General features: G+C 69.4%; 22 protein-coding genes. 6 read left to right on the forward strand and 16 right to left on the reverse strand.

Features of this window, described 5'->3' with window-relative positions:
- Positions 1 to 84 precede the first annotated feature (84 nt).
- The 5 genes from IFT89_RS10300 to infC form a co-directional block, all read right to left on the reverse strand.
- Positions 85 to 804, reverse strand: a complete 720-nt coding sequence (locus IFT89_RS10300) for an amino acid ABC transporter ATP-binding protein (RefSeq protein WP_079707380.1) — start codon at positions 802 to 804, stop codon at positions 85 to 87.
- A 221-nt stretch (positions 805 to 1,025) separates the two neighbouring features.
- Positions 1,026 to 1,826, reverse strand: a complete 801-nt coding sequence (locus tag IFT89_RS10305) for a TrmH family RNA methyltransferase (protein ID WP_085512981.1) — start codon at positions 1,824 to 1,826, stop codon at positions 1,026 to 1,028.
- Positions 1,827 to 1,928: 102 nt separating this feature from the next.
- Positions 1,929 to 2,315: a 50S ribosomal protein L20 gene (rplT, locus tag IFT89_RS10310; RefSeq protein ID WP_064294422.1), complete on the reverse strand. Its 387-nt coding sequence runs from the start codon at positions 2,313 to 2,315 to the stop codon at positions 1,929 to 1,931.
- Positions 2,316 to 2,342: 27 nt separating this feature from the next.
- Complete coding sequence (gene rpmI / locus IFT89_RS10315) at positions 2,343 to 2,537, reverse strand: 50S ribosomal protein L35 (RefSeq protein WP_056012069.1); 195 nt, start codon at positions 2,535 to 2,537, stop codon at positions 2,343 to 2,345.
- A 15-nt stretch (positions 2,538 to 2,552) separates the two neighbouring features.
- Positions 2,553 to 3,218, reverse strand: a complete 666-nt coding sequence (gene infC, locus IFT89_RS10320) for a translation initiation factor IF-3 (RefSeq protein ID WP_199862229.1) — start codon at positions 3,216 to 3,218, stop codon at positions 2,553 to 2,555.
- A 230-nt stretch (positions 3,219 to 3,448) separates the two neighbouring features.
- On the opposite strand from infC, the gene IFT89_RS10325 reads away from it, so the two are divergent.
- Entirely contained in the window at positions 3,449 to 3,820 is a 372-nt protein-coding gene (locus tag IFT89_RS10325; RefSeq protein WP_056012072.1) for a DUF1844 domain-containing protein, read from the forward strand.
- A gap of 27 nt (positions 3,821 to 3,847) precedes the next feature.
- Here the strand turns inward: IFT89_RS10325 and IFT89_RS10330 are convergent, their stop codons facing one another.
- From IFT89_RS10330 to hisB, 4 genes are all read right to left on the reverse strand, one after another.
- The gene (locus IFT89_RS10330) at positions 3,848 to 4,675 is read right to left on the reverse strand and encodes an SseB family protein (RefSeq protein WP_202938877.1); all 828 of its coding nucleotides are present in this window, start codon (positions 4,673 to 4,675) and stop codon (positions 3,848 to 3,850) included.
- Positions 4,659 to 5,405: a bifunctional 1-(5-phosphoribosyl)-5-((5-phosphoribosylamino)methylideneamino)imidazole-4-carboxamide isomerase/phosphoribosylanthranilate isomerase PriA gene (gene priA, locus IFT89_RS10335; RefSeq protein ID WP_079707068.1), complete on the reverse strand. Its 747-nt coding sequence runs from the start codon at positions 5,403 to 5,405 to the stop codon at positions 4,659 to 4,661. Before priA ends, IFT89_RS10330 begins: the two co-directional genes overlap by 17 nt.
- An 85-nt stretch (positions 5,406 to 5,490) precedes the next feature.
- Positions 5,491 to 6,126, reverse strand: a complete 636-nt coding sequence (gene hisH, locus IFT89_RS10340) for an imidazole glycerol phosphate synthase subunit HisH (RefSeq protein WP_137243219.1) — start codon at positions 6,124 to 6,126, stop codon at positions 5,491 to 5,493.
- Positions 6,123 to 6,731 carry an imidazoleglycerol-phosphate dehydratase HisB gene (hisB, locus tag IFT89_RS10345; RefSeq protein WP_079707070.1) on the reverse strand — a complete coding sequence of 203 codons (609 nt, stop codon included), beginning with the start codon at positions 6,729 to 6,731 and terminating at the stop codon, positions 6,123 to 6,125. The genes hisH and hisB overlap by 4 nt, the downstream gene beginning before the upstream one ends.
- 110 nt (positions 6,732 to 6,841) lie before the next feature.
- On the opposite strand from hisB, the gene IFT89_RS10350 reads away from it, so the two are divergent.
- Entirely contained in the window at positions 6,842 to 8,149 is a 1,308-nt protein-coding gene (locus IFT89_RS10350; protein WP_202938878.1) for a SufS family cysteine desulfurase, read from the forward strand.
- The gene (sufU, locus tag IFT89_RS10355; RefSeq protein WP_137243221.1) at positions 8,146 to 8,583 is read left to right on the forward strand and encodes a Fe-S cluster assembly sulfur transfer protein SufU; all 438 of its coding nucleotides are present in this window, start codon (positions 8,146 to 8,148) and stop codon (positions 8,581 to 8,583) included. The genes IFT89_RS10350 and sufU overlap by 4 nt, the downstream gene beginning before the upstream one ends.
- A gap of 33 nt (positions 8,584 to 8,616) precedes the next feature.
- Here the strand turns inward: sufU and IFT89_RS10360 are convergent, their stop codons facing one another.
- The 3 genes from IFT89_RS10360 to IFT89_RS10370 form a co-directional block, all read right to left on the reverse strand.
- Positions 8,617 to 9,696: a histidinol-phosphate transaminase gene (locus tag IFT89_RS10360; RefSeq protein WP_137243222.1), complete on the reverse strand. Its 1,080-nt coding sequence runs from the start codon at positions 9,694 to 9,696 to the stop codon at positions 8,617 to 8,619.
- A gap of 31 nt (positions 9,697 to 9,727) precedes the next feature.
- On the reverse strand, positions 9,728 to 11,188 hold the full coding sequence (locus IFT89_RS10365) for an amino acid permease (RefSeq protein WP_137243223.1): 1,461 nt from the start codon (positions 11,186 to 11,188) through the stop codon (positions 9,728 to 9,730).
- Between the two features lie 89 nt (positions 11,189 to 11,277).
- Positions 11,278 to 11,670 carry a LysM peptidoglycan-binding domain-containing protein gene (locus IFT89_RS10370; RefSeq protein ID WP_137243224.1) on the reverse strand — a complete coding sequence of 131 codons (393 nt, stop codon included), beginning with the start codon at positions 11,668 to 11,670 and terminating at the stop codon, positions 11,278 to 11,280.
- Between the two features lie 271 nt (positions 11,671 to 11,941).
- Here IFT89_RS10370 and lexA point away from each other — a divergent pair, with 271 nt between their 5' ends.
- Positions 11,942 to 12,640, forward strand: a complete 699-nt coding sequence (lexA, locus tag IFT89_RS10375; RefSeq protein ID WP_071262299.1) for a transcriptional repressor LexA — start codon at positions 11,942 to 11,944, stop codon at positions 12,638 to 12,640.
- 84 nt (positions 12,641 to 12,724) lie between these two features.
- Here lexA and metE read toward each other — a convergent pair whose 3' ends face one another.
- Entirely contained in the window at positions 12,725 to 15,052 is a 2,328-nt protein-coding gene (gene metE, locus IFT89_RS10380; protein WP_202938879.1) for a 5-methyltetrahydropteroyltriglutamate--homocysteine S-methyltransferase, read from the reverse strand.
- Positions 15,049 to 16,047 (reverse strand): methylenetetrahydrofolate reductase, encoded by a 999-nt coding sequence (locus IFT89_RS10385; protein ID WP_244650682.1) that lies wholly within the window; start codon positions 16,045 to 16,047, stop codon positions 15,049 to 15,051. Before IFT89_RS10385 ends, metE begins: the two co-directional genes overlap by 4 nt.
- Positions 16,048 to 16,283: 236 nt before the next feature.
- Between IFT89_RS10385 and IFT89_RS10390 the strand changes: the two genes are divergently transcribed.
- Positions 16,284 to 17,198, forward strand: coding sequence for a hypothetical protein (locus IFT89_RS10390; RefSeq protein ID WP_202938880.1), 915 nt, complete (start codon positions 16,284 to 16,286; stop codon positions 17,196 to 17,198).
- A 9-nt stretch (positions 17,199 to 17,207) separates the two neighbouring features.
- Here the strand turns inward: IFT89_RS10390 and hflX are convergent, their stop codons facing one another.
- Complete coding sequence (gene hflX / locus IFT89_RS10395; protein ID WP_228498742.1) at positions 17,208 to 18,812, reverse strand: GTPase HflX; 1,605 nt, start codon at positions 18,810 to 18,812, stop codon at positions 17,208 to 17,210.
- A gap of 41 nt (positions 18,813 to 18,853) precedes the next feature.
- On the opposite strand from hflX, the gene IFT89_RS10400 reads away from it, so the two are divergent.
- Positions 18,854 to 19,477: a class I SAM-dependent methyltransferase gene (locus IFT89_RS10400; RefSeq protein WP_202938881.1), complete on the forward strand. Its 624-nt coding sequence runs from the start codon at positions 18,854 to 18,856 to the stop codon at positions 19,475 to 19,477.
- A 5-nt stretch (positions 19,478 to 19,482) separates the two neighbouring features.
- Here the strand turns inward: IFT89_RS10400 and dapF are convergent, their stop codons facing one another.
- Positions 19,483 to 20,364, reverse strand: a complete 882-nt coding sequence (dapF, locus tag IFT89_RS10405; RefSeq protein ID WP_202938882.1) for a diaminopimelate epimerase — start codon at positions 20,362 to 20,364, stop codon at positions 19,483 to 19,485.
- Between the last annotated feature and the right edge of the window lie 2 nt (positions 20,365 to 20,366).

Consider the following 20,366-nt stretch of genomic DNA (forward strand, 5'->3'; position numbering starts at 1 on the left):
TTCCTTCCTTGGTGCCCGGGACGGGCCGATCGGTTGGTCAGTTCCGGGTCGCCGCGCGGGTCGCGCGATCCGGAGTCGGATGGGTCAGTGGGTGAGGAGCTTCGACAGGAAGTCCTTCGCCCGCTCGGACTGCGGGTTCGTGAAGAACGACTCGGGGTCGGTGTCCTCGAGGATCTCGCCGTCGGCCATGAACACGACGCGGTCGGCGGCCTTCCTGGCGAAGCCCATCTCGTGGGTGACGACGATCATGGTCATGCCCTCACTGGCGAGCTGCACCATGACGTCGAGGACCTCGTTGATCATCTCGGGGTCGAGGGCCGAGGTCGGCTCGTCGAACAGCATGACCTTCGGCTTCATCGCGAGGGCGCGGGCGATCGCCACGCGCTGCTGCTGCCCGCCGGACAACTGTGCCGGCAGCTTGTCCGCCTGCACGCCGATGCCGACGCGCTCGAGCAGCACCTTCGCCGCATCGTCGGCGTCGCGCTTCTTCTGCTTGCGCACCTTGATCGGGCCGAGGGTGACGTTCTCGCGGATCGTCTTGTGCGCGAACAGGTTGAACGACTGGAACACCATGCCGACGTCGGCGCGCAGCTCGGCGAGCTGCTTGCCCTCCTCCGGCAGCTTCTTGCCGTCGATCCGGATCTCCCCCGAGCTGATCGTCTCGAGCCGGTTGATCGTCCGGCAGAGGGTGGACTTGCCGGACCCGGACGGTCCGATCACGACGACGACCTCACCCTTGTTGACGGTGAGGTTGATGTCCTTCAGGGCGTGGAACTCGCCGTAGTGCTTCTCGACGTTCTCCATGACGACGAGGGGCTCGCCGCGCCCTGCCTGGATCGGGTTGCTCGTGGTCTCGTATGCGCCGGCGGCACCATGCGAGGCTGCTGCATCGGGTTCCGTCGGGCCGGAGTTCGGGGACACTGTTGGCTCCATGTAACCCAAACTAGGTGACCGTGTGTTTCGTGCGCATGACGGAAGCGCTACGGTTACCGTTTCGTAACCTCGACGGTCGACGCCTCAGGCGCTCAGGCGTGCTGCGCGAACGCGCTCTCGAAGACGCACACCGACGCCGCAGTGGCCAGGTTCATGCTCTCGGCACGGCCGTAGATCGGTACCGTAACCGCACGGTCGACGAGCTCGAGGTGCTCATCGGTGAGTCCCCTGGCCTCGTTGCCGAACACCCATGCCGTCGGCCGCGCGAGCACGCCTTCCGACCGGGCCACGAGGAGGTCCTCGCCCTTGATGTCGGCAGCGAGCGTCTGCAGTCCCGCTGCGCGGGCCCGTTCCAGCACGGCGGGCAGCTCGACACCGACCGCGACGGGCAGGTGGAAGAGCGAGCCGGTCGTGGAGCGCACGACCTTCGGGTTGTAGAGGTCGACGGTCCGTCCGCTCAGGACGACGGCGTCCGCGCCGGCGGCGTCCGCGGCTCGGATGATCGTCCCGAGGTTGCCCGGGTCGCGGACCTCCTCCAGGATGACGACGAGCTGCGGCTCTCCGGCGAAGATGTCCTTGATCGAGGTCGGGAACTGCTGCGCGACCGCGATGAACCCCTGCGGGGTGACGGTGTCGGCCATCGACTCGAGGACCTGCTCGGTGACGAACTCGATCTCGAGTCCCGCATCGGTGGCCGCGGCCCCGATGTCGGTGTAGCGCTCGAGGGCCGTCGGCGTCGCGTACAGCTCGAGGATCAGGTCGGGCCGGAACTGCAGGGCCTCCGAGACCGCCTGTGGTCCTTCGAGGAGGAACAGGCCGGTCTCCTGTCTCGCCGGACGCTTGGCGAGTTTGGCGACGGAACGGACGCGCGGTGACCGCGGATTGTCAAGCACGCACCCATCCTATGGGTCGCACTCCGGACAGACGAAACGGCCCGATCCCTGGTGGGATCGGGCCGTTCGAACACATCGTCCGGGCGGACGCAGGGCTTCCGACTACGCGGAGACCTTGGGCGCCGAGGTGTCGGCGGGCAGCGCGGCCTTGGCCGACGCGACGAGGGCCGCGAAGGTGGCGGGCTCGTGCACCGCGAGGTCCGCGAGGATACGGCGGTCGACCTCGATCCCGGCGAGGCCGAGACCCTGGATGAAGCGGTTGTACGTCATGCCGTTGGCACGCGAAGCCGCGTTGATGCGCTGGATCCAGAGGCGACGGAAGTCACCCTTGCGCGCACGACGGTCGCGGTACGAGTAGACGAGGGAGTGAGTGACCTGCTCCTTGGCCTTGCGGTACAGACGCGAACGCTGACCGCGGTAACCGGCGGCGCGCTCGAGGATGACGCGACGCTTCTTGTGAGCGTTGACCGCCCTTTTGACTCTTGCCATGTTCCTAGTTCCTTACGGGTAAACGGTCTAGCGACCGAGCAGCTTCTTCATGACCTTGGCGTCGGCGGGCGCCAGCACCTGGTCCTGGTTCAGGCGACGGGTGCGACGGCTGGACTTGCTCTCCAGGTTGTGTCGCATACCGGCCTGCTGCTTCATCAGCTTGCCGCTGCCGGTGACCTTGAATCGCTTCTTGGCCCCGGAGTGGGTCTTCTGCTTCGGCATGGGATTCCTCGTTTCTTATCGGTTCTCGTCGGTGGATGACTCCACCGGAGCAGCCTCGTCGGCTTCGTCGGCGTCAGCCGGACGTGCCTTGGATGCCGCACGTTGTGCGTTGGCTTCGGCTTTCGCCTCGGACTTGTTCTTGAGTGGACCGACGACCATCACCATGTTGCGACCGTCGACCATGGGGGTGGACTCGACGGTGCCCCACTCGGACACGTCCTCGGCGAACTTCTGGAGCAGGCGGACGCCCTGCTCTGGGCGGGACTGCTCGCGGCCGCGGAACTGGATCATGGCTTTCACCTTGTCACCGGCCTTGAGGAAGCCCTCGGCGCGCTTGCGCTTGGTCTCGTAGTCGTGCTGATCGATCTTGAGGCGGAACCGGACCTCTTTGAGGATCGTGTTCGCCTGGTTGCGCCGGGCCTCTTTGGCCTTCTGCGCAGCCTCGTACTTGAACTTGCCGTAGTCCATGATCTTCGCGACGGGCGGCTTGGAGTTGGGTGCGACCTCGACGAGGTCGAGATCCGCTTCCTGCGCGAGGCGAAGGGCGACCTCGATTTTGACGACGCCGACCTGTTCTCCGCCGGGACCGACGAGTCGGACCTCCGGGACGCGGATACGGTCATTGGTACGGGGATCGCTGATGCGGAGCTCCTCTGACTGGGTGGGATGCCACGCGACCAGGTCCGATACCTGCGACGCGACGAAATCGGTTCACCACACACCCGTACCCTCCGCCGGTGTTCAAAACACCTGTCGGAAGGCACCACGCCCGACGACCCGAAGCGGTGAAGCGACAGGCGGAGCGTGACAACCCGGTAACCTTGTGAAGCGGTCAAGCGCGGGTGGGAGAATCTCCTCTTTCGTACCGAGACATGTCTCGGAGCACCGCACGAGTCTAACAGAGGATCCACGTGAACAACACCACCAGCCCGTACGACCACGACGACGAGTCGGGAGGGGCCGATCAGGCCACCCGGGACATCGCCGACGTCCCCGCCGTCGAGGTCATCACCACCGCCGCCGTGCACCTCATGAGCGCTGCAGCGGTCAAGTGCGGCCTCGCGGATGCCCCCGACGCCCAGACGGACCTCGACGAAGCCCGCAAGCTCATCAACGCCCTCGCCGGGCTCATCACCGCAGGTGCCCCGGAGATCAGCGACATGCACGCCCGCTCGCTGCGCGACGGCCTGCGGTCCCTGCAGCTCGCCTTCCGGGAGGCGTCCACCATCCAGGATCCCATCGGCAAGGGTCCCGGCGAGAAGTGGACCGGCCCGGTCACCTGATCGCAGGGCGGTGCTCCGCCTCGCCGATCAGTCGGCGGGGCGGAGCGACACCGCGAGCGAGTCGACGCGCGTCGCGATGACCTCGTCCGCGGCCCAGCGCTGAGCGAGCCGCGCGAGCACCGCGTCGAGCTCCTGCTGGGTCAGTCCCTGCAGCAGGCCGAGCTCGACCACGAGCTCGGATCCGGCGAGCTTCGCCTCCGGATCTCCGGCTCGCAGACGCACACTCACGACCGCGAGCTCCTGCTCGATCGATCGCTCGAACGCGCCGCGCACCAGCGGGTCCGCGAAGCTGGGCGTCCACGGCTGCGACTGCGCGATCGCCCACAGCGCGGGGCGGCGTACGGCGAACTCGGTGCTCGACGTCGGATCGAGGACCACCACGTCCGTCTGCTCACTCGCGGCCGCCAGGGCGACCCGGACGCCGTCGGCCGGGATCGGCCTCGCCGTCCGGTTCCAGGCGGACATCGCCTGCACCGAGCTGAACACCGGGAGCACGGTGCGGCCGTCCGGACCCGTCACGGTCACGATGGACAGCTCCTGCGACTTGTCGACCAGTTGGCCGTGCTCGTTCTCGCCGGCCTCACCGAGGTGGGCCACGAGCGGGATGAGCAGGCGGGAGTCCCGGAACGCGTCGACGACCTCGGCCTCGCCGACCTCGCCGGCCCGGAAGCGTCGGAGGGACTCGATCAGCCGCTCGGGCGCACTGCCGTCGTCACCGGAACTCGCGTTCGGCTGGAAGCTCCGACCGGCCCAGGGCTGGCCGGCCGAATCGGCACCACCCATCGCATGGTGGGCATGCCCGCCCGACGGACCCTGCCGGTCGGGCTCGGAGGATTCGTCAGCGGCCCGAGACATCCAGCGCCTCGGCCAGGGTGAATGCGCCGTTGTAGAGCGCCTTCCCGATGATGGCCCCTTCGAGCCCGAGGGGGACCAGCTCGCGCAGCGCGACCAGATCGTCGAGGCTCGAGATGCCGCCGGAGGCCACCACCGGCCGCTCCGTGCGCTCGAGCACCTGTCGGAGCAGTTCGATGTTCGGCCCCTGCATCGTGCCGTCCTTCGTGACGTCCGTCACGACGTAGCGTGCGCAGCCCGCCTCCTCGAGACGGTCGAGGACGGTCCACAGGTCGCCGGCGTCCTGCGTCCACCCGCGAGCGGCGAGCGTCGTGCCACGGACGTCGAGGCCGACCGCGATCGCCTCGCCGTACTGGGCGATGACGCTCGCGGCCCACTCGGGGTTCTCGAGCGCTGCGGTCCCGAGGTTCACGCGTGCGACGCCCGTCTCGAGCGCCTGCTCGAGGGAGGCGTCGTCGCGGATGCCGCCCGACAGTTCGATGTTGACGCCGCGCGCCTTCGAGATGACCTTGCGGATGATCGACCGGTTGTCGCCACGACCGAACGCGGCGTCGAGGTCGACGAGGTGGATCCACTCCGCCCCCTGACGAGCCCAGTCCAGGGCCGCGTCGACGGGCTCGCCGTAGTTCGTCTCCGAACCGGCCTCGCCGCGCGTCAACCGGACGGCCTTGCCGTCCACGATGTCGATCGCGGGGAGCAGCGTCAGTCCGGCCGTCGTGTTGAACTCGTTCATGATCCACCGTCTCTTCGGGAGCTGCGAGCCCCTCGGTTCCCGGCGCACAGCATGCCTCGTGGCACAAGCACCTGATCCTAGTCGGCTACAGGGTGCCGAGCCAGTTGGACAGCAGACGGATACCGGCGTCGCCCGACTTCTCCGGGTGGAACTGCGTCGCCGACAGCGGACCGTTCTCGACGGCCGCGAGGAACGGCACGCCGTGGGTCGCCCAGGTGAGGCGCGGCTCGGGGAACGGCGGCATGACCTCGAGGGTCCACTGCTGTGCGGCATAGGAGTGGACGAAGTAGAAGCGCTCGTCGGCGAGGCCGTCGAAGAGCACGGACCCCGCGTCCGGCGACACCGTGTTCCAGCCCATGTGCGGCAGGACGGGCGCCTCGAGTTCTGTGACCGCGCCGGGCCACTCCCCCAGGCCCTCGGCCTCGGAACCGCGCTCCAAACCACGCTCGAACATGACCTGCATCCCCACGCAGATGCCGAGGACGGGACGGCCTCCCGCGAGACGACGGTCGATGACCTCGTCGCCGTGGGAAGAACGGAGGGCGCCGATCACCGCATCGAAGGCACCGACCCCTGGCACGACGAGACCGTCGGCGGCCTGGGCGGCCTGGCGGTCGCCCGTCAGCACGACGTCGGCGCCGGCGAGCTCGAGGGCCTTGACGGCGGAGTGCACGTTGCCGGAGCCGTAGTCGAGGACGACCACCGACGGGCGTGCACTCACAGCGCGCCCTTCGTCGACGGGATGCCCTGGACCAGCGGGTCGAACGCCTTCGCCTGCCGGAAGGCCCGCGCGAACGCCTTGAACTCCGCTTCGGCGATGTGGTGCGGATCGCGACCGCCGAGGACGTTCACGTGCACGGTGAGGCCCGCGTTGAAGGTGATCGCCTCGAAGACGTGACGCACCATCGAACCCGTGAAGTGCCCGCCGATGAGGTGGAACTCGAATCCGGCCGGTTCCCCGCCGTGCACGAGGTACGGACGACCGGAGATGTCGACCACGGCCTGCACGAGCGCCTCGTCGAGCGGGACCAGCGCGTCGCCGTACCGAGAGATGCCTGCTTTGTCGCCGAGCGCCTGACGGATCGCCTGGCCCAGGACGATACCGACGTCCTCGACCGTGTGGTGGACGTCGATGTCGACATCGCCCGTCGCACGGACGGTCAGGTCGGTCAGCGAGTGCTTCGCGAAGGCCGTGAGCAGGTGGTTGTAGAACGGGACGGAGGTCTCGATGCTGCTCGTGCCGGTGCCGTCGAGGTTCAATTCCAGCTCGATGCTGGACTCGCTCGTCGCGCGCTGGATCCGGGCCGTGCGCTGCTGGGTGGTCATGGGATCCAGTGTATCGAGCGCACCGGCGCTGCACGCCGTGTGTCGACGGGTGGGCATCGTCGCGTCATGCGGCTGCACCAGGGCGTGGCGACGCCTATCGTTGAGAGGTCATGACTTCCACACCCAGCATCGCCCCGGCCGTCCCACTCGACGCGACGGAGATCGCCGCTCTCCGTGAACGGTTCCCGATCCTCGCCCGGGAGATGAACGGACACCCGCTCGTCTATCTGGACTCCGGAGCCACCTCGCAACGCCCGATCGAGGTCATCGACGCGGAGCGTGACTACGCGACGCACCAGAACGCCGCCGTCCACCGTGGCGCCCACCTCCTGGCCGCCGAAGCGACGGAGCTCTTCGAGGACGCGCGCGCGACCGTCGCCGCGTTCATCGGTGCCGACGAGCGGGAACTCGTCTGGACCTCCGGCGCGACCGCAGCCCTCAACCTCATCGCCGGGGCCATCGGGAATGCGAGCGCCGGCCTCGGTGGTGCCGCCGCCGAGCAATTCCGCCTCGGCCCAGGCGACGAGATCGTCGTCACGGAACTCGAACACCACGCGAACCTCATCCCCTGGCAGCAACTCGCCGCACGCACCGGTGCGACCCTCCGTCACCTGCCGGTCGACGACCACGGCGTGCTGCGTCTCGACGCCGCAGGCGACGTCATCGGCGAACGCACGCGCATCATCGCGTTCGCACACGTGTCCAACGTCACCGGGGCGATCGCGCCGGTCTCTGAGCTCGTCGCCCTCGCCGAACGCGTCGGCGCGCTGACCGTGCTCGACGCCTGCCAGTCCGTCCCGCACCTGCCCGTCGACGTCCCGTCCCTCGGGGTCGACTTCCTCGTGTTCTCCGGCCACAAGATGCTCGGTCCGAACGGCATCGGGGCCCTGTGGGGTCGCCGCCGGCTGCTCGATGCCCTTCCCCCCTTCCTCACCGGCGGGTCGATGATCACGACCGTCACACTCGACGGCGCGGAGTTCCTGCCCGCCCCGCAACGGTTCGAGGCCGGGACCCAGCCGGTGTCGCAGGCGATCGCCCTCGCGAGCGCCGTCCGGTTCCTGCAAGCGGTCGGCATGGACCGTGTCCACGCCACCGAGGCGGCCTACGGACAGCGACTCGCGGCCGGACTCGCCGCCATCCCCGGCGTCACGCTCATCGGCCCGCCGCCCGGAACTCCTCGCGCCGGGCTGGCGAGCTTCGACCTCGCCGGCGTGCACGCCCACGACGTCGGTCAGTTCTTCGACGATCGCGGCATCGCGGTGCGCGTCGGTCACCACTGCGCGCAACCACTCCACCGCCGGTTGGGCCTCACCGCGTCCACCCGCGCGAGCAGCTACCTCTACACGACGGAGGCCGAGATCGACGCCTTCCTCGAGGCCGCCACCCTCGTCGGTCCGTTCTTCGGGGTGTCCCGATGAGCGGCCTGGAGAGCCTCTACCAGGAGCTCATCCTCGACCACGCCCGCCAGCGCCACGGCTTCGGGTTGCGGGACGCGCCCGCCGCCGAGTCGCACCAGCTCAACCCCACCTGCGGCGACGAGGTCACCCTGCAGCTCCACCCCGGGCCCGACGGTCGTCTCGCACCGATCGCCTGGGAGGGGCACGGCTGCTCGATCTCGCAGGCGTCGAGCTCCTGCTTGAGCGACCTCGCGGCAGGCCTCACACCGGCCGAGCTCCAGGCCCTGGTCGACGAGTTCCGGACGGTCATCCGCTCGCGGGGCACGCTCGAGTTCGACGAGGAACGGTTCGGAGACGCCGCGGCGTTCAGCGGCGTCTCGCGCTACATCGCCCGCGTGAAGTGCGCCATGCTCCCCTGGGTCGCCGCCGAGGCGGCCCTGACCCGCCTGCCGTGAGCAGGCGCCCACCTCCGCCCGGCCGAGGGCTGGTCAGGCGGGGCTGATCGCCGCCAAGGCCTCGAGGAACGCGGTCGTCTCCGCTTCGGTGCCTGCGGTCACCCGCAGGTGGTTTGGGATACCCACGTCACGGATGAGGATCCCCCGCGCCAAGAGCGCCTCGAACGCCGCGTGCGGATCGGCGACGCCGCCGAACAGGACGAAGTTGGATCCGCTCCGCTTCGGGTCGTAGCCGAGACGCCCGAGCTCGACGACGAGGCGATCGCGCTGGGTCCGGATGTCGTCGACCATCGCCAGCATCTCGTCGGCGTGTCGGAGTGCGGCGGTCGCGGCCGCCTGCGTCAGGGCGCTCAGGTGGTACGGGAGCCGGACGAGTCTCAGCGCGTCGACGACCGCGGGGTCGGCGGCGAGGTACCCGAGACGGACCCCGGCGAAGGCGAATGCCTTGCTCATCGTCCTGGAGACGATCAGGCGCGGACGCCCCTCCAACAGCGTGAGCGCGCTCGCCTCGTCGTCAGGAGCGAACTCCGCATACGCTTCGTCGACGATCACCATGCCCCGCGAGGCCTCGTAGACCGCGGTGACGGTCTCGAGCGACAACGGTGTTCCGGTGGGGTTGTTGGGCGAGCAGAGGAACACGAGGTCGGGATCCGCCTCGGCCACCTGACGCGCGGCGGTCTCGGGCGAGAGCTCGAACTCGGCGTCGCGCGTCGCGGGGATCCACCTGGTGCCGACGCCGGCGGCCAGGAGCGGATACATCGAGTACGTCGGCGTGAACCCGAGGAGCGATCGCCCGGGACCACCGAAGGCCTGCAGGATGTGCTGCAGCACCTCGTTCGACCCGTTCCCCGCCCAGATCTGCTCCGGGGACACCCCGTGACCCAAGTATCCCGCCAGGGCCTCGCGGAGTTCCGTGAACTCGCGATCGGGGTATCGGTTCACCGTGAGGACCGCCGACGCGAGCGAGGCGACGATGTCGTGCGCGACCGCTTCAGGGATCGGGTGCGTGTTCTCGTTGACGTTGAGCGCCACCGGCACCAGGGCCTGGGGAGCGCCGTACGGGCGCTGTCCTCGGAGGTCGTCGCGGATGGGGAGGTCGTCGAGAGCGGTCACTCCACAATGCTAGCCACTCCGACCGGCGCGCTCACTCCGCCTGACGCTCCCGACGAAGGACCTCGTGCCGGGGGCTCGCCGGGTTCAACAGCGAGTGGCGTCGCCCGTAGGCGAAGTACACGATGAGACCGATCACGAGCCAGACCCCGAACCGCAGCCAGGTCTCCCAGTGCAACTGCAGGATCAGGAAGCCGGACGCCAGGACGCCGAACGCCGGGACGAACGGCATCAACGGCAACCGGAAGGAGCGGGGCTCGTCCGGCTTCGTGTACCGGAACACGATCACCGACACGCAGACCACGATGAAGGCGGCCAGGATGCCGATGTTCGTGAGGTCGGCGACCTGCTTGATCGGGAACACCCCGGCGAAGACGGCTGCCGCGCCGCCGGCGATCCAGGTCACCCGCTGCGGCACGCCTCGCCGGTCCGTGCGCGAGAACCACCGCGGAAGGAGACCGTCACGACTCATCGAGAACCAGACACGGGTGACGCCCAACAGGAACGTCAGCATCACGGTGAGGATCGACAGGACGGCGAACACGGAGATGATCGTCGCCACCACGGGCAGGCCGACACTCTGGAACGCCGATGCGAACCCGGCGGTGGGGTCGATGTCGGTGTAGTTCTGCATACCGGTCAGGACGAGGGTGGCCGCGACGTACAGGAGCATGGCGACGATGAGGGAGAGGATGATCGCCTTCGGCATGTGCTTCTTGCCGTCCTTCGCCTCCTCGGCCGCCGTGCTCATCGCGTCGTATCCGAAGACCGCGAAGAAGACCGTCGCGGCACCGGCGAACACCGGCCCGAAACCGCTGGGGAGGAACGGATCGTAGTTCTCCCCGTTGATGTAGAAGACCCCGAGGCCGATGATGAACAGGATGAGCAGGACCTTGATGCCGACCGCGATGAGCTCGAATCGACCGAAGGCCTTCGTCCCGCGACTCAAGATGAAGGTCACGAGGAGACAGACGAAGATGGCGGGGAGATTGACGAGGCCGCCCTTCCCCTCGTCGGCGGTCGAGGTCATCCAGGCCGGCATGTGGATCCCGATGCCGGACAGGAAGGCGTCGAAGTAGCCGGAGATCCCGATCGCGACCACCGCGACGATCGCGATGTACTCGAGCAACAGGTCCCAGCCGATGAACCAGCCGATGATCTCGCCGAGCGCCACATACCCGTAGGTGTAGGCGGACCCGGCTCTCGGGATCATGCCGGCGAACTCCGCGTACGACAACGCCGCGGCCGCGGAGGCGAGACCCGCGATCAGGAACGAGAAGAGGACGGCCGGCCCGACAGCGGGCGAGGCCTCGCTCCCATGAGCGACGAGTCCGGCGAGGGAGAAGATCCCCACCCCGATGATGCCACCGACCCCGATGGCCGTGAGTTGCCAGAGCCCGAGGCTCTTGAACAGCTTCGAACCGGAGGTCTCATCCTCGATCTCCGCGATCGGCTTCTTCCGGAGCAGCGAGCGGCTCCGATCGTCTGTACTCATGCTTGCCTCCGACGATGCTGCGGGCGTCGTTGCACCGCGCCATCGACGATAGCTGAGAACCAGCGCGGAGTGACCCGCCGATTGTCGGCCTACTCGGCCGCGTACCGCTGCGGGATCGCCAGGCGCTGCCCGGGCTCTACACCGGCGGTGCTGAGCTGGTTGAGGTTCATGATCTCGGCGATGACGTCGCGCGGGTCGGCGTCGGGCGCGATGGACTCGGCCAGCTGCCAGAGCGACTCGCCCGGGTCGACCGTGATGTACGTGAACGTGGCTCCCGCCGCCGCTGTGTTGGCCGCGGCACCGCCTGCGGAGAGTCCGACGACCGCGACGCCGATGACCAGCGGGATGGCGGCGAGCGTGGTGAAGACGACGCGGCCGCGCTTCGTCAGGCGGAGTCGGCGTGTGGACGGTGCGTCTGACGCCGGTGCCTGCGCCGTCCGTGCGGGAAGCGCCCGGTGGGACCCGATCAGTGCTGCGCTCATGTCAACCCTCCAAGAGTGTGCTCATCATGTGATGAGGACTCGTACCCGACACTCGACCAGGAGTGCCGGATACGAACCTGTGTTCCGAATATATCTTCGATTGTTCGAATACTCAACCCTGTCTTCGTACCTGAGACGCGCGGGATCGGCGACACGCTCGAACAGATGTTTGTCTGGACGAGCTGGTGCGGATACAGTTTCGAGTGTTGGAAGCAGTACACCACCACCCACCGACATCGGTCACCGACAGCCGATCAGGGCAGGAGCGAAGATGGCAGCGAACACGGCGGGCGACGGAGCCCGGGAGCGCCAGATCGGCGGCACCCGGCGACGGAAGAGCCTGAGCGACAAGCAGCTGGCGATCCTCGACGTCATCCAGCGTTCGGTCTCACAGCGCGGATATCCGCCGAGCATGCGCGAGATCGGCGACGCCGTCGGGCTCGCCTCCCTGTCGAGTGTCACGCACCAACTCGGACAGCTCGAACTCAGCGGATACCTCCGACGCGATCCCAACCGTCCCCGCGCCATCGAGGTGCTCATCGACCTGCCGAGCGCCGTCGAGGGGAGCGATCCCGACTCCGCTCCCCCGGTCGGCGACGCAGCCATGGTCCCGCTCGTCGGTCGCATCGCCGCCGGCATCCCGATCACGGCCGAGCAGCAGGTCGAGGAGATCTTCCCCCTGCCGCGTCAGCTGGTCGGCAAGGGCAGTCTGTTCATGCTGAAGGTCGTCGGCGACTCGATGGTCGACGCCGCGATCTGCGATGGCGACTGGGTCGTCATCCGCGAGCAGAAGACCGCCGAGAACGGCGAGATCGTCGCGGCCATGCTCGACGAGGAGGCGACCGTGAAGGTGTTCCGCCAGCGCGACGGCCACACCTGGCTGCTCCCCCGGAACTCGGCCTTCGAACCGATCCTCGGCGACCACGCCGAGGTCCTCGGCAAGGTCGTCGCCGTGCTCCGGACGGTCTGACCGACCGGACCACTCCGCGGCACGGACGAGGGCCGGGACGATCCGTGGATCGTCCCGGCCCTCGTCCGTGCCGGACCGACGACGTCAGCCGGTCGCACCGACCCGTGCGCGGACCACACGCGTGGCCTCGACGATGTTGGCGAGGGAGGCGACCGTCTCCTCGTACCCTCGCGTCTTGAGTCCGCAGTCCGGGTTCACCCAGACCTGGCGCTGCGGGATCCCCTCCAGCGCGATCTCGAGCAACGCGGTCACCTCCGCGACGCTCGGCACCCGAGGCGAGTGGATGTCGTAGACGCCCGGGCCGATGCCGTGGTCGAAACCACTCGCCCGGATGTCGGACACGACCTCCATCCGAGACCGGGCCGCCTCGATGCTCGTCACGTCGGCGTCCAGGCGCCGGATCGCGTCGATCACCACACCGAACTCGGAGTAGCAGAGGTGGGTGTGGATCTGCGTCTCGGCGCGCACGCCCGCGGTCGCCAGCCGGAAGGAGCCCACCGACCAGTCGAGGTACCGCCCCTGGTCGGCCCGCCGGAGCGGGAGTAGTTCGCGGAGTGCGGGTTCGTCGACCTGGATGATGCGGATGCCGGCCCGCTCCAGGTCGGCGATCTCGTCACGCAGGGCGAGGGCGACCTGGTTCGCCGTCTCGGCGAGCGGTTGGTCGTCGCGCACGAACGACCAGGCGAGGATCGTCACCGGGCCCGTGAGCATGCCCTTCACCGGCTTGGTGGTCAACGACTGCGTGTAGGCCGACCACTCGACCGTGATCGGCGCCGGCCGCGAGACGTCACCCCACAGGATCGACGGACGGGTGCATCGCGAACCGTAGGACTGCACCCACCCGTGCTCCGTCACGGCGAACCCGTCGAGGTGCTCGGCGAAGTACTGGACCATGTCGTTGCGCTCGGGCTCACCGTGGACGACGACGTCGATGCCGAGGTCCTCCTGCAGCGCCACGACGCGCCCGATCTCCGCGCGCATCGTCTCGACGTAGGCCTCCTCGTCGAGCGTCCCGGCGACCCGCTGCGCGCGGGCGCGACGGATGTCGCCGGTCTGCGGGAAGGAACCGATCGTCGTCGTCGGGAGGAACGGCAGGCCGAGCGCCTGCTCCTGCGCCGTGGCGCGCTCCTGGTAGTCGTCTCGGGTGAAGTCCGCTGGTGCGAGCGCTGCCGTCCGTGCGCGGATGGCGGCATCGACGACCCCGGGCGCGGCGAGCCGATCGTCGAGCGCGGCCGACGCTGCGGTGAGCTCGGCCGCGATGGCCGCGCGCCCTTGGGTGAGACCGCGTGCGAGGACCGCGATCTGATCCACCTTCTGGTCGGCGAAGGCGAGCCAGCTCCGGAGACGGGGGTCGAGCTTCGTCTCCACCGACACGTCGTGCGGGACGTGCAGGAGGGACGTCGAGGTGGACACCGCGAGCTGTGGGAAGCGCTCCGCCGCGCTCGCGAGCAGGTCGGCCGCGGCCACGAGGTCGCCGCGCCACACGTTGTGGCCGTCGATCACTCCCGCGACGACGGTCTTCGTGTCGAGTCCGGGAGACGAGTCCGGCAGGCCTCCTCGGACGAGGTCGACACCGACCGCCTCGACCCCCGACTCGGCGAGCACCGGGAGGGCGTCGCCCAAGGCGCCGTACGGAGCCGCGACGAAGATCGCCGGGCGGTCCGACACGGCGGACAGGACGGCCGTCGATCGTTCGAGCGCCGCGAGGACCGTCGACCTCGGCACGTCGAACGTCTCCGACACCAGTGCGGGTTCGTCGAGCTGCACCCAGGGCGCGCCGGCAGCGGCGAGGCGCTGGAGGAGTTCCGCGTAGACGGGCAGCAACGCCTCCAGTCGGTCGATCGGGGCGAATCCCGCTGAGGCCCCCTCGGCCGCCTTGGACAGCAGCAGGAACGTCACGGGGCCCACGATGACCGGCCGCGTCACGTACCCCTCGGCGAGGCCCTCGCGGAACTGCTCGACCACTCGGTCGTCGGAGAGCGCGAACGGCGTCGACTCGCCGATCTCCGGGACGAGGTAGTGGTAGTTCGAGTCGAACCACTTCGTCATCTCGAGCGGGGCGAGGTCGCCGGCGCCACGAGCGATCGTGAACGCCCCGACGAGGTCGACCCGACCGTCGGCCCCGACGAGCGACGAGAAGCGCTCCGGGACGGCGCCGACGGTGAGCGCTGCGTCCAGGACCTGGTCGTAGAACGAGAAGCTCTCGGGGATCGCGGCGTTCGTCGGGTCGAGGCCGAGCCCCGCGAGGCGGGCACGCGTGGCGGCGCGCAGCTCGGAGGCCGTCCGCTCGAGCGCCTCGGCGTCGATCCGGCCGGCCCAGAAGGACTCGACGGCGCGCTTCAACTCCCGGTTCGGCCCGATGCGCGGGTAGCCGAGGATGGTGCCGACGGGGAATGCGGAAGTGGGGTTCATCGTGCGTCCTTGCTGGTGAGTGGATCGGGGATGGGATGACGGACCGGTCGGCCGCCTTGCACGGGGATGCCGGCACGGTGCAACACGTCGAGCACCGTCCGATGCTGGTTGAAGGCGTAGAGGTGGACGCCCGGCGCGCCGCCCGCGACGACGTCGCGGATGAGCCTCGCGGAGTAGTCGGTGCCGATGTCGATCCGTCCCGCTTCGTCCGGCTCGACTTCGAGCGCGATGGCCAGGTCGCTCGGGAGCGCCTCGCCGCTGAGCTCGAGCACTCGACGCAACCGCGCCGGACTCGTGATGGGCATCACGCCCGGCAGGATGGGCATGGTGACGCCGTGACGTCTCGCGCGTTCGGCGAAGGCGAGGTAGTCGTCGGCGTGGAAGAAGAGCTGGGTGATGGCGAGCGTCGCCCCAGCCGCCTGCTTGGCCAACAGGGTGTCGAGGTCCTGCGTCGTCGACCGCGAGCGCGGGTGTCCGTTGGGGAACGCGGCGACCGCGATCCGCGGCCGATGGCGTCGCCCGAGCTGCACCGCGCCCGGGAGGCCGACCAGCGACCCCTCGGCGTAGGGCTCGTGCTCGGCACAGACCCGGCCGATGAGCTGCACGAGTTCCGCGGCACTCCCCAGATCACCGAGGAAGGCGTCCCCCTCGACGGCTCCGGCAGGCGGGTCGCCGCGGAGCGCGAGGAAACTGTGCACCCCGGCATCGAGGAAGTCCTTGATGAGTCGGCTGGCCTGCGCGTGCGTCGAACCGACGCAGGTGAGATGGGCCATCGGGTCCACCGAGGTCGACGTCCGGATGCTCCGCAGCACGTCCAGGCTCGCCGTTCGCGAGGAACCGCCGGCGCCGAAGGTGACCGAGATGAACTCCGGGCCGGCGGCGGCCAGGTGCTCGACCGTCCGTGCGAGCGCGACGCCGCCGTCGAGCGTCTTGGGCGGGTACAGCTCGAAGGAGAAGGGGGTACGCCCGGGACAGGCGGGCTCCGTCATGGTCATGGGGTCTCGTCTCGGTGGCAGCGGATCGAGAGCCGGCGACCACGCAGCACGCAGCGGTTCCGCTGGTGTGTCGTGGGCGGGTGCCGGGCTCGGCTGTCGCTCCGATTCCGCCGGTGAGGGCGGTTACGATGCGCACGACGATAGCAACGCCCGACGATCCGCGCGACGGACATCTGTCCGACAGCGTCATCCTGCGACACATTCCCCCGGCGGCGCTCCGGTCCTACGCTGATGCCATGACCGAGGGCACCAGGCACCGGGGCGCCGAGCGCCGAGTACTCGGTTCGCGCGTCATCGCGTCCTGCGTGGCGGTGGTGATCGCCCTGTCCGGGTGCACGGCCGCCGGTTCGTCCGCGCCGACGGCGACACGTGCAGCCTCAGCGGAGGACCTCGTCGTCGAGTTCCGTCAGAACCGGGACCAGTACGCGAGCGACGCCGCGATCGTCCGGGTCGGCAACGGCGGCGACCACGACATCACGATCGTCGGACTCGAGCTGGCGGGGTCGGCGTTCACCGCGCCGACCGTCCGGGACCGATCCTCGACGATCCGCGCTGGACAGACCACGGATCTCGCCGTCGAGCTGCCACCGATCGACTGCGACGCACGCGACGGGGACGTGCAGGTCGATCTCCAGCTCCAACTCGACGACGGCGCCGTCCTCACCGCATCCGACCTGTCCGATCCGACGGACGCGCTGCAGCGGATCCGTGCCTCGACGTGCACGGTGGTGGCGGTGCAGCGCATCGCCGAGGTGGCCGCCGCTCCCGGGATCCGCCTCGAGGGTGCCGGAGCCACGACGGTCGCCGTCCTGACGATCACGGCCGTGCCGACCGGCGCTCCGGGTCGGCTGGAGCTCGTCGCGCTGCGGTCGACGGTCCTGTTGCGACCGGCGCCGACGGACGGCGGCGGTGACCCACCCCAGGACTGGCCGCTCAGCTTGACCGTCGACGCCGCAAGCGGTCCGCAGTCCATCGAACTGCGGATCGTACCGACCCGGTGCGACCCGCACGCCCTGGCCGAGGACAAGGTGGGAACGCTCTTCCCACTCGTCGTGCGGATCGACGACGGCCCGGAGGCCGTCATGACCCTGCCGCTCGACGCCGACACGGCGGAGGCGCTCAAGGACGCCGTCCGCGCGCGCTGCGCGTGAGGGGTCGGGTCAGCCGGCCACGGCGGGTGCCGGGACGACCTCGGCGAACGGCGCGAGGGCGGCGGCGAGTTCCGCACCGACCAGGGCGTGCACGATCGTGCCACGCTCGTCGTAGTCCGTCGACAGCACCTTGCCGCGTTCGTGCAGCAGCGTGACCAGGTCTCCGCGGTCGAAGGGCACGATGACGTGGACCTCGTTGCTCGGCGACGGGATCAGCGTCTCGATGCGCTCCATGAGCTCGTCGATCCCGAGCCCGGTCCGGGCCGACACGAAGACGGCGTCCGGGACGAGACCGCGGAGCACGAGCAGCTGGCCGTCGTCCACGAGGTCGGCCTTGTTGAACACGACCAGCTCGGGGATGTGCCGAGCTCCGACCTCACCGATGACATCGCGCACGGTGGCGATCTGGCCGGCAGGATCGGGGTGGGCGGCATCGACGACGTGCACGATGACGTCGCTGTCGGCGACCTCCTCGAGCGTCGAGCGGAAGGCCTCGACCAGCTGGTGCGGCAGGTTGCGCACGAAGCCGACCGTGTCGGCCAGGGTGTACTCGCGTCCGTCGGAGGTCACGTTGCGGCGGACCGTCGCGTCGAGCGTCGCGAAGAGCGAGTTCTCGACCAGGACGCCGGCCTTCGTGATGCGGTTCAGCAGGCTCGACTTGCCGGCGTTCGTGTACCCCGCGATCGCGACCGACGGCACCGTGTTACGGCGACGGTTGGCCCGCTTGGCCTCGCGCGCCGGCTTCATCGCCGTGATCGACTTGCGCAGTTTCGCCATCCGGGTGTGGATGCGGCGTCGGTCGAGTTCGATCTTCGTCTCACCGGGGCCCCTCGACCCCATACCGGCACCGGCACCACCGACCTGGCCACCGGCCTGACGGCTCATGGACTCGCCCCAGCCGCGGAGGCGGGGCAGGAGGTACTCGAGTTGGGCGAGCTCGACCTGTGCCTTGCCCTCCCGGCTCTTCGCGTGCTGGCTGAAGATGTCGAGGATGACCGCCGTGCGGTCGATCACCTTCACGCCGACCGCGTCCTCGAGGGCGCGACGCTGGCTGGGTGCGAGTTCCGTGTCGGCGATCACCGTGTCGGCGCCGAGCGCCTGGACGATGGACTTCAGTTCCTGGGCCTTGCCTCGACCGAGATACGTGCTCGGGTCGGGGTGCGGTTTGCGCTGCAGGAGCCCGTCGAGCACGACCGCTCCGGCTGTCTCCGCGAGCGCTGCGAGTTCGCGCAGGGAGTTCTCCGCGTCGTGGAGCGCACCCTGCGGGTAGACGCCGATGATGACGACGTTCTCCAGCCGGAGCTGCCGGTACTCGACCTCGGTGACGTCCTCGAGCTCGGTCGAGAGCCCGGCGACGCGACGGAGGGCCTGTCGGTCCTCGCGGTCGTACTGCTCGCCGTCGTCGGAGCTGCCGCCCGAGGCATCACCGGTCTGCAGGGCCGCGGCACCGCTGCCGAACAGGGTGTACCCGCTCGATCGGGACGCGGCGCTCGTGAGCACGCGCGCGACGACGTCGTCGGGATCGGTGACCGAGGCGTCGTCCACCACCGCCTCGACATCGACATCGGTGTCGTCTGCGTGGTCCTGGGGTGCGTCCATCGGTGGTCTAGGCATCGCGTTAACCCTACTTCCTCCTGGTCCGGTACCGTTCCTGTATGTCGAACGAGCACTACTTCACCGCCGAACCCGCGAGCGAGTTGCAGCTCAAACCGATCACCGCACGCCTCGGCGGCGTCGACCGTTCGCTCGTCTCGGCGGGTGGCGTCTTCAGCCCGGGCCACCTCGATCAGGGCACCCAGGTGCTGCTCGCGAACACCCCTCCTCCCCCGCCGACGGGCGACCTCCTCGACATCGGCTGCGGCTGGGGCCCGATCGCCCTGTCGCTCGGGCTCGCGTCGCCGGGCGCGACCGTCTGGGCGGTCGACGTCAACGAACGGGCGCTCGACCTGACCCGGATCAACGCGGAACGCCTCGGACTCGTCAACATCCGAGCCGTCCTCCCCGACGACGTTCCCGACACGGTCCGCTTCGCGACCATCTGGTCGAACCCGCCGATCCGCGTCGGCAAGGACGAACTGCACCGCATGCTCATGCACTGGCTGCCGCGGCTCGAGGACGAGGGTGACGCCTGGCTCGTCGTGCAGAAGAACCTCGGCTCGGACTCACTGCAGAAGTGGTTGCAGGAGCAGCTGCCGACGTCGTTCCACGTCGGACGTGCGGCCATGGCCAAGGGCTTCCGCGTCCTGCACGCCCGGCGCCGGGAGCTCCGTTCGGCCTGACCGGCTCAGGCCAGGGTGATCGTCCCGGAGTAGACGAGCGTCGCCGGACCGGCCAGCACCACGTGCTCGCCGTCTGCGCCGGGAACCATGCGCACCCCGAGCACTCCGCCCGGTACCTCGACGCGCCAGTCGTTCGGAGCCGCCGCGCCCGCCCAGTGGCGGAATGCGAGGGCCGCGGCAGCCGTCCCGGTGCCACAGCTCAGGGTCTCGCCGCTCCCGCGCTCGTGGACGCGCATGCGGATCCGGGCCACGCCGTCGGCGATGAGCGGCTCACCCGGGACGACCAGCTCGACGTTGGCACCGTGCGGCGGTACGGGGTCGAGCTGTGGGACGTACTCCAGTTCCGCTCCGTCGAGTTCGGCGGCGTCGGCGACCGCGACGACGATGTGCGGGTTGCCGACGTCGATCCCGATCCCCGGGCGGGCCACGGGCAGCCCCTTCACCCGGACGAGCGTCTCCCGCTCGTCGAGGCTCCAGCGGCCGAGGTCGACGGCGTAGCCGAGCGGGTCGTAGCCGACCATCCGGACGCCGGCGCGGGTGCCGATGGCGAGCTGTTCGCCGGGGGCCAGCTCCACGAGCCCGCTCTCGAGCAGGTAGTGCAGGAACACCCTGATGCCGTTGCCGCACATCTCCGCGACCGAACCGTCGGCGTTGTGGTAGTCCATGAACCACTCCGCGGCAGGGTCTTCAGCGAGCACGGCCGCCCCGGCATCGAGGTTCGCGGACCGGACGGCGCGGATGACGCCGTCGGCCCCGATCCCGAAGTGCCGGTCGCAGAGCGCCGCGATCTGGCCCGGATCGAGGGCCTCCTGGCCGTCAGGATCGGAGAAGAGCACGAAGTCGTTGCCCGTGCCGTGGCCCTTCGTGAAGGAGAGTGTCGACGCCATCC

The sequence above is a fragment of the Plantibacter sp. CFBP 13570 genome (assembly GCF_014841395.1).
In the GTDB taxonomy this organism is placed as follows: domain Bacteria; phylum Actinomycetota; class Actinomycetes; order Actinomycetales; family Microbacteriaceae; genus Plantibacter; species Plantibacter auratus.

Coding starts and splice junctions, on each gene's coding strand:
- IFT89_RS10300 (WP_079707380.1), bottom strand. CDS start 804: ATGGAGAACGTCGAGAAGCACTACGGCGAGTTCCACGCCCTGAAGGAC.
- rplT (WP_064294422.1), bottom strand. CDS start 2,315: ATGGCAAGAGTCAAAAGGGCGGTCAACGCTCACAAGAAGCGTCGCGTC.
- rpmI (WP_056012069.1), bottom strand. CDS start 2,537: ATGCCGAAGCAGAAGACCCACTCCGGGGCCAAGAAGCGATTCAAGGTC.
- IFT89_RS10330 (WP_202938877.1), bottom strand. CDS start 4,675: ATGTCTCGGGCCGCTGACGAATCCTCCGAGCCCGACCGGCAGGGTCCG.
- priA (WP_079707068.1), bottom strand. CDS start 5,405: ATGAACGAGTTCAACACGACGGCCGGACTGACGCTGCTCCCCGCGATC.
- hisB (WP_079707070.1), bottom strand. CDS start 6,731: ATGACCACCCAGCAGCGCACGGCCCGGATCCAGCGCGCGACGAGCGAG.
- IFT89_RS10350 (WP_202938878.1), top strand. CDS start 6,842: ATGACTTCCACACCCAGCATCGCCCCGGCCGTCCCACTCGACGCGACG.
- sufU (WP_137243221.1), top strand. CDS start 8,146: ATGAGCGGCCTGGAGAGCCTCTACCAGGAGCTCATCCTCGACCACGCC.
- IFT89_RS10365 (WP_137243223.1), bottom strand. CDS start 11,188: ATGAGTACAGACGATCGGAGCCGCTCGCTGCTCCGGAAGAAGCCGATC.
- IFT89_RS10370 (WP_137243224.1), bottom strand. CDS start 11,670: ATGAGCGCAGCACTGATCGGGTCCCACCGGGCGCTTCCCGCACGGACG.
- lexA (WP_071262299.1), top strand. CDS start 11,942: ATGGCAGCGAACACGGCGGGCGACGGAGCCCGGGAGCGCCAGATCGGC.
- metE (WP_202938879.1), bottom strand. CDS start 15,052: ATGAACCCCACTTCCGCATTCCCCGTCGGCACCATCCTCGGCTACCCG.
- IFT89_RS10385 (WP_244650682.1), bottom strand. CDS start 16,047: ATGACCATGACGGAGCCCGCCTGTCCCGGGCGTACCCCCTTCTCCTTC.
- IFT89_RS10390 (WP_202938880.1), top strand. CDS start 16,284: ATGACCGAGGGCACCAGGCACCGGGGCGCCGAGCGCCGAGTACTCGGT.
- hflX (WP_228498742.1), bottom strand. CDS start 18,812: ATGCCTAGACCACCGATGGACGCACCCCAGGACCACGCAGACGACACC.
- IFT89_RS10400 (WP_202938881.1), top strand. CDS start 18,854: ATGTCGAACGAGCACTACTTCACCGCCGAACCCGCGAGCGAGTTGCAG.
- dapF (WP_202938882.1), bottom strand. CDS start 20,364: ATGGCGTCGACACTCTCCTTCACGAAGGGCCACGGCACGGGCAACGAC.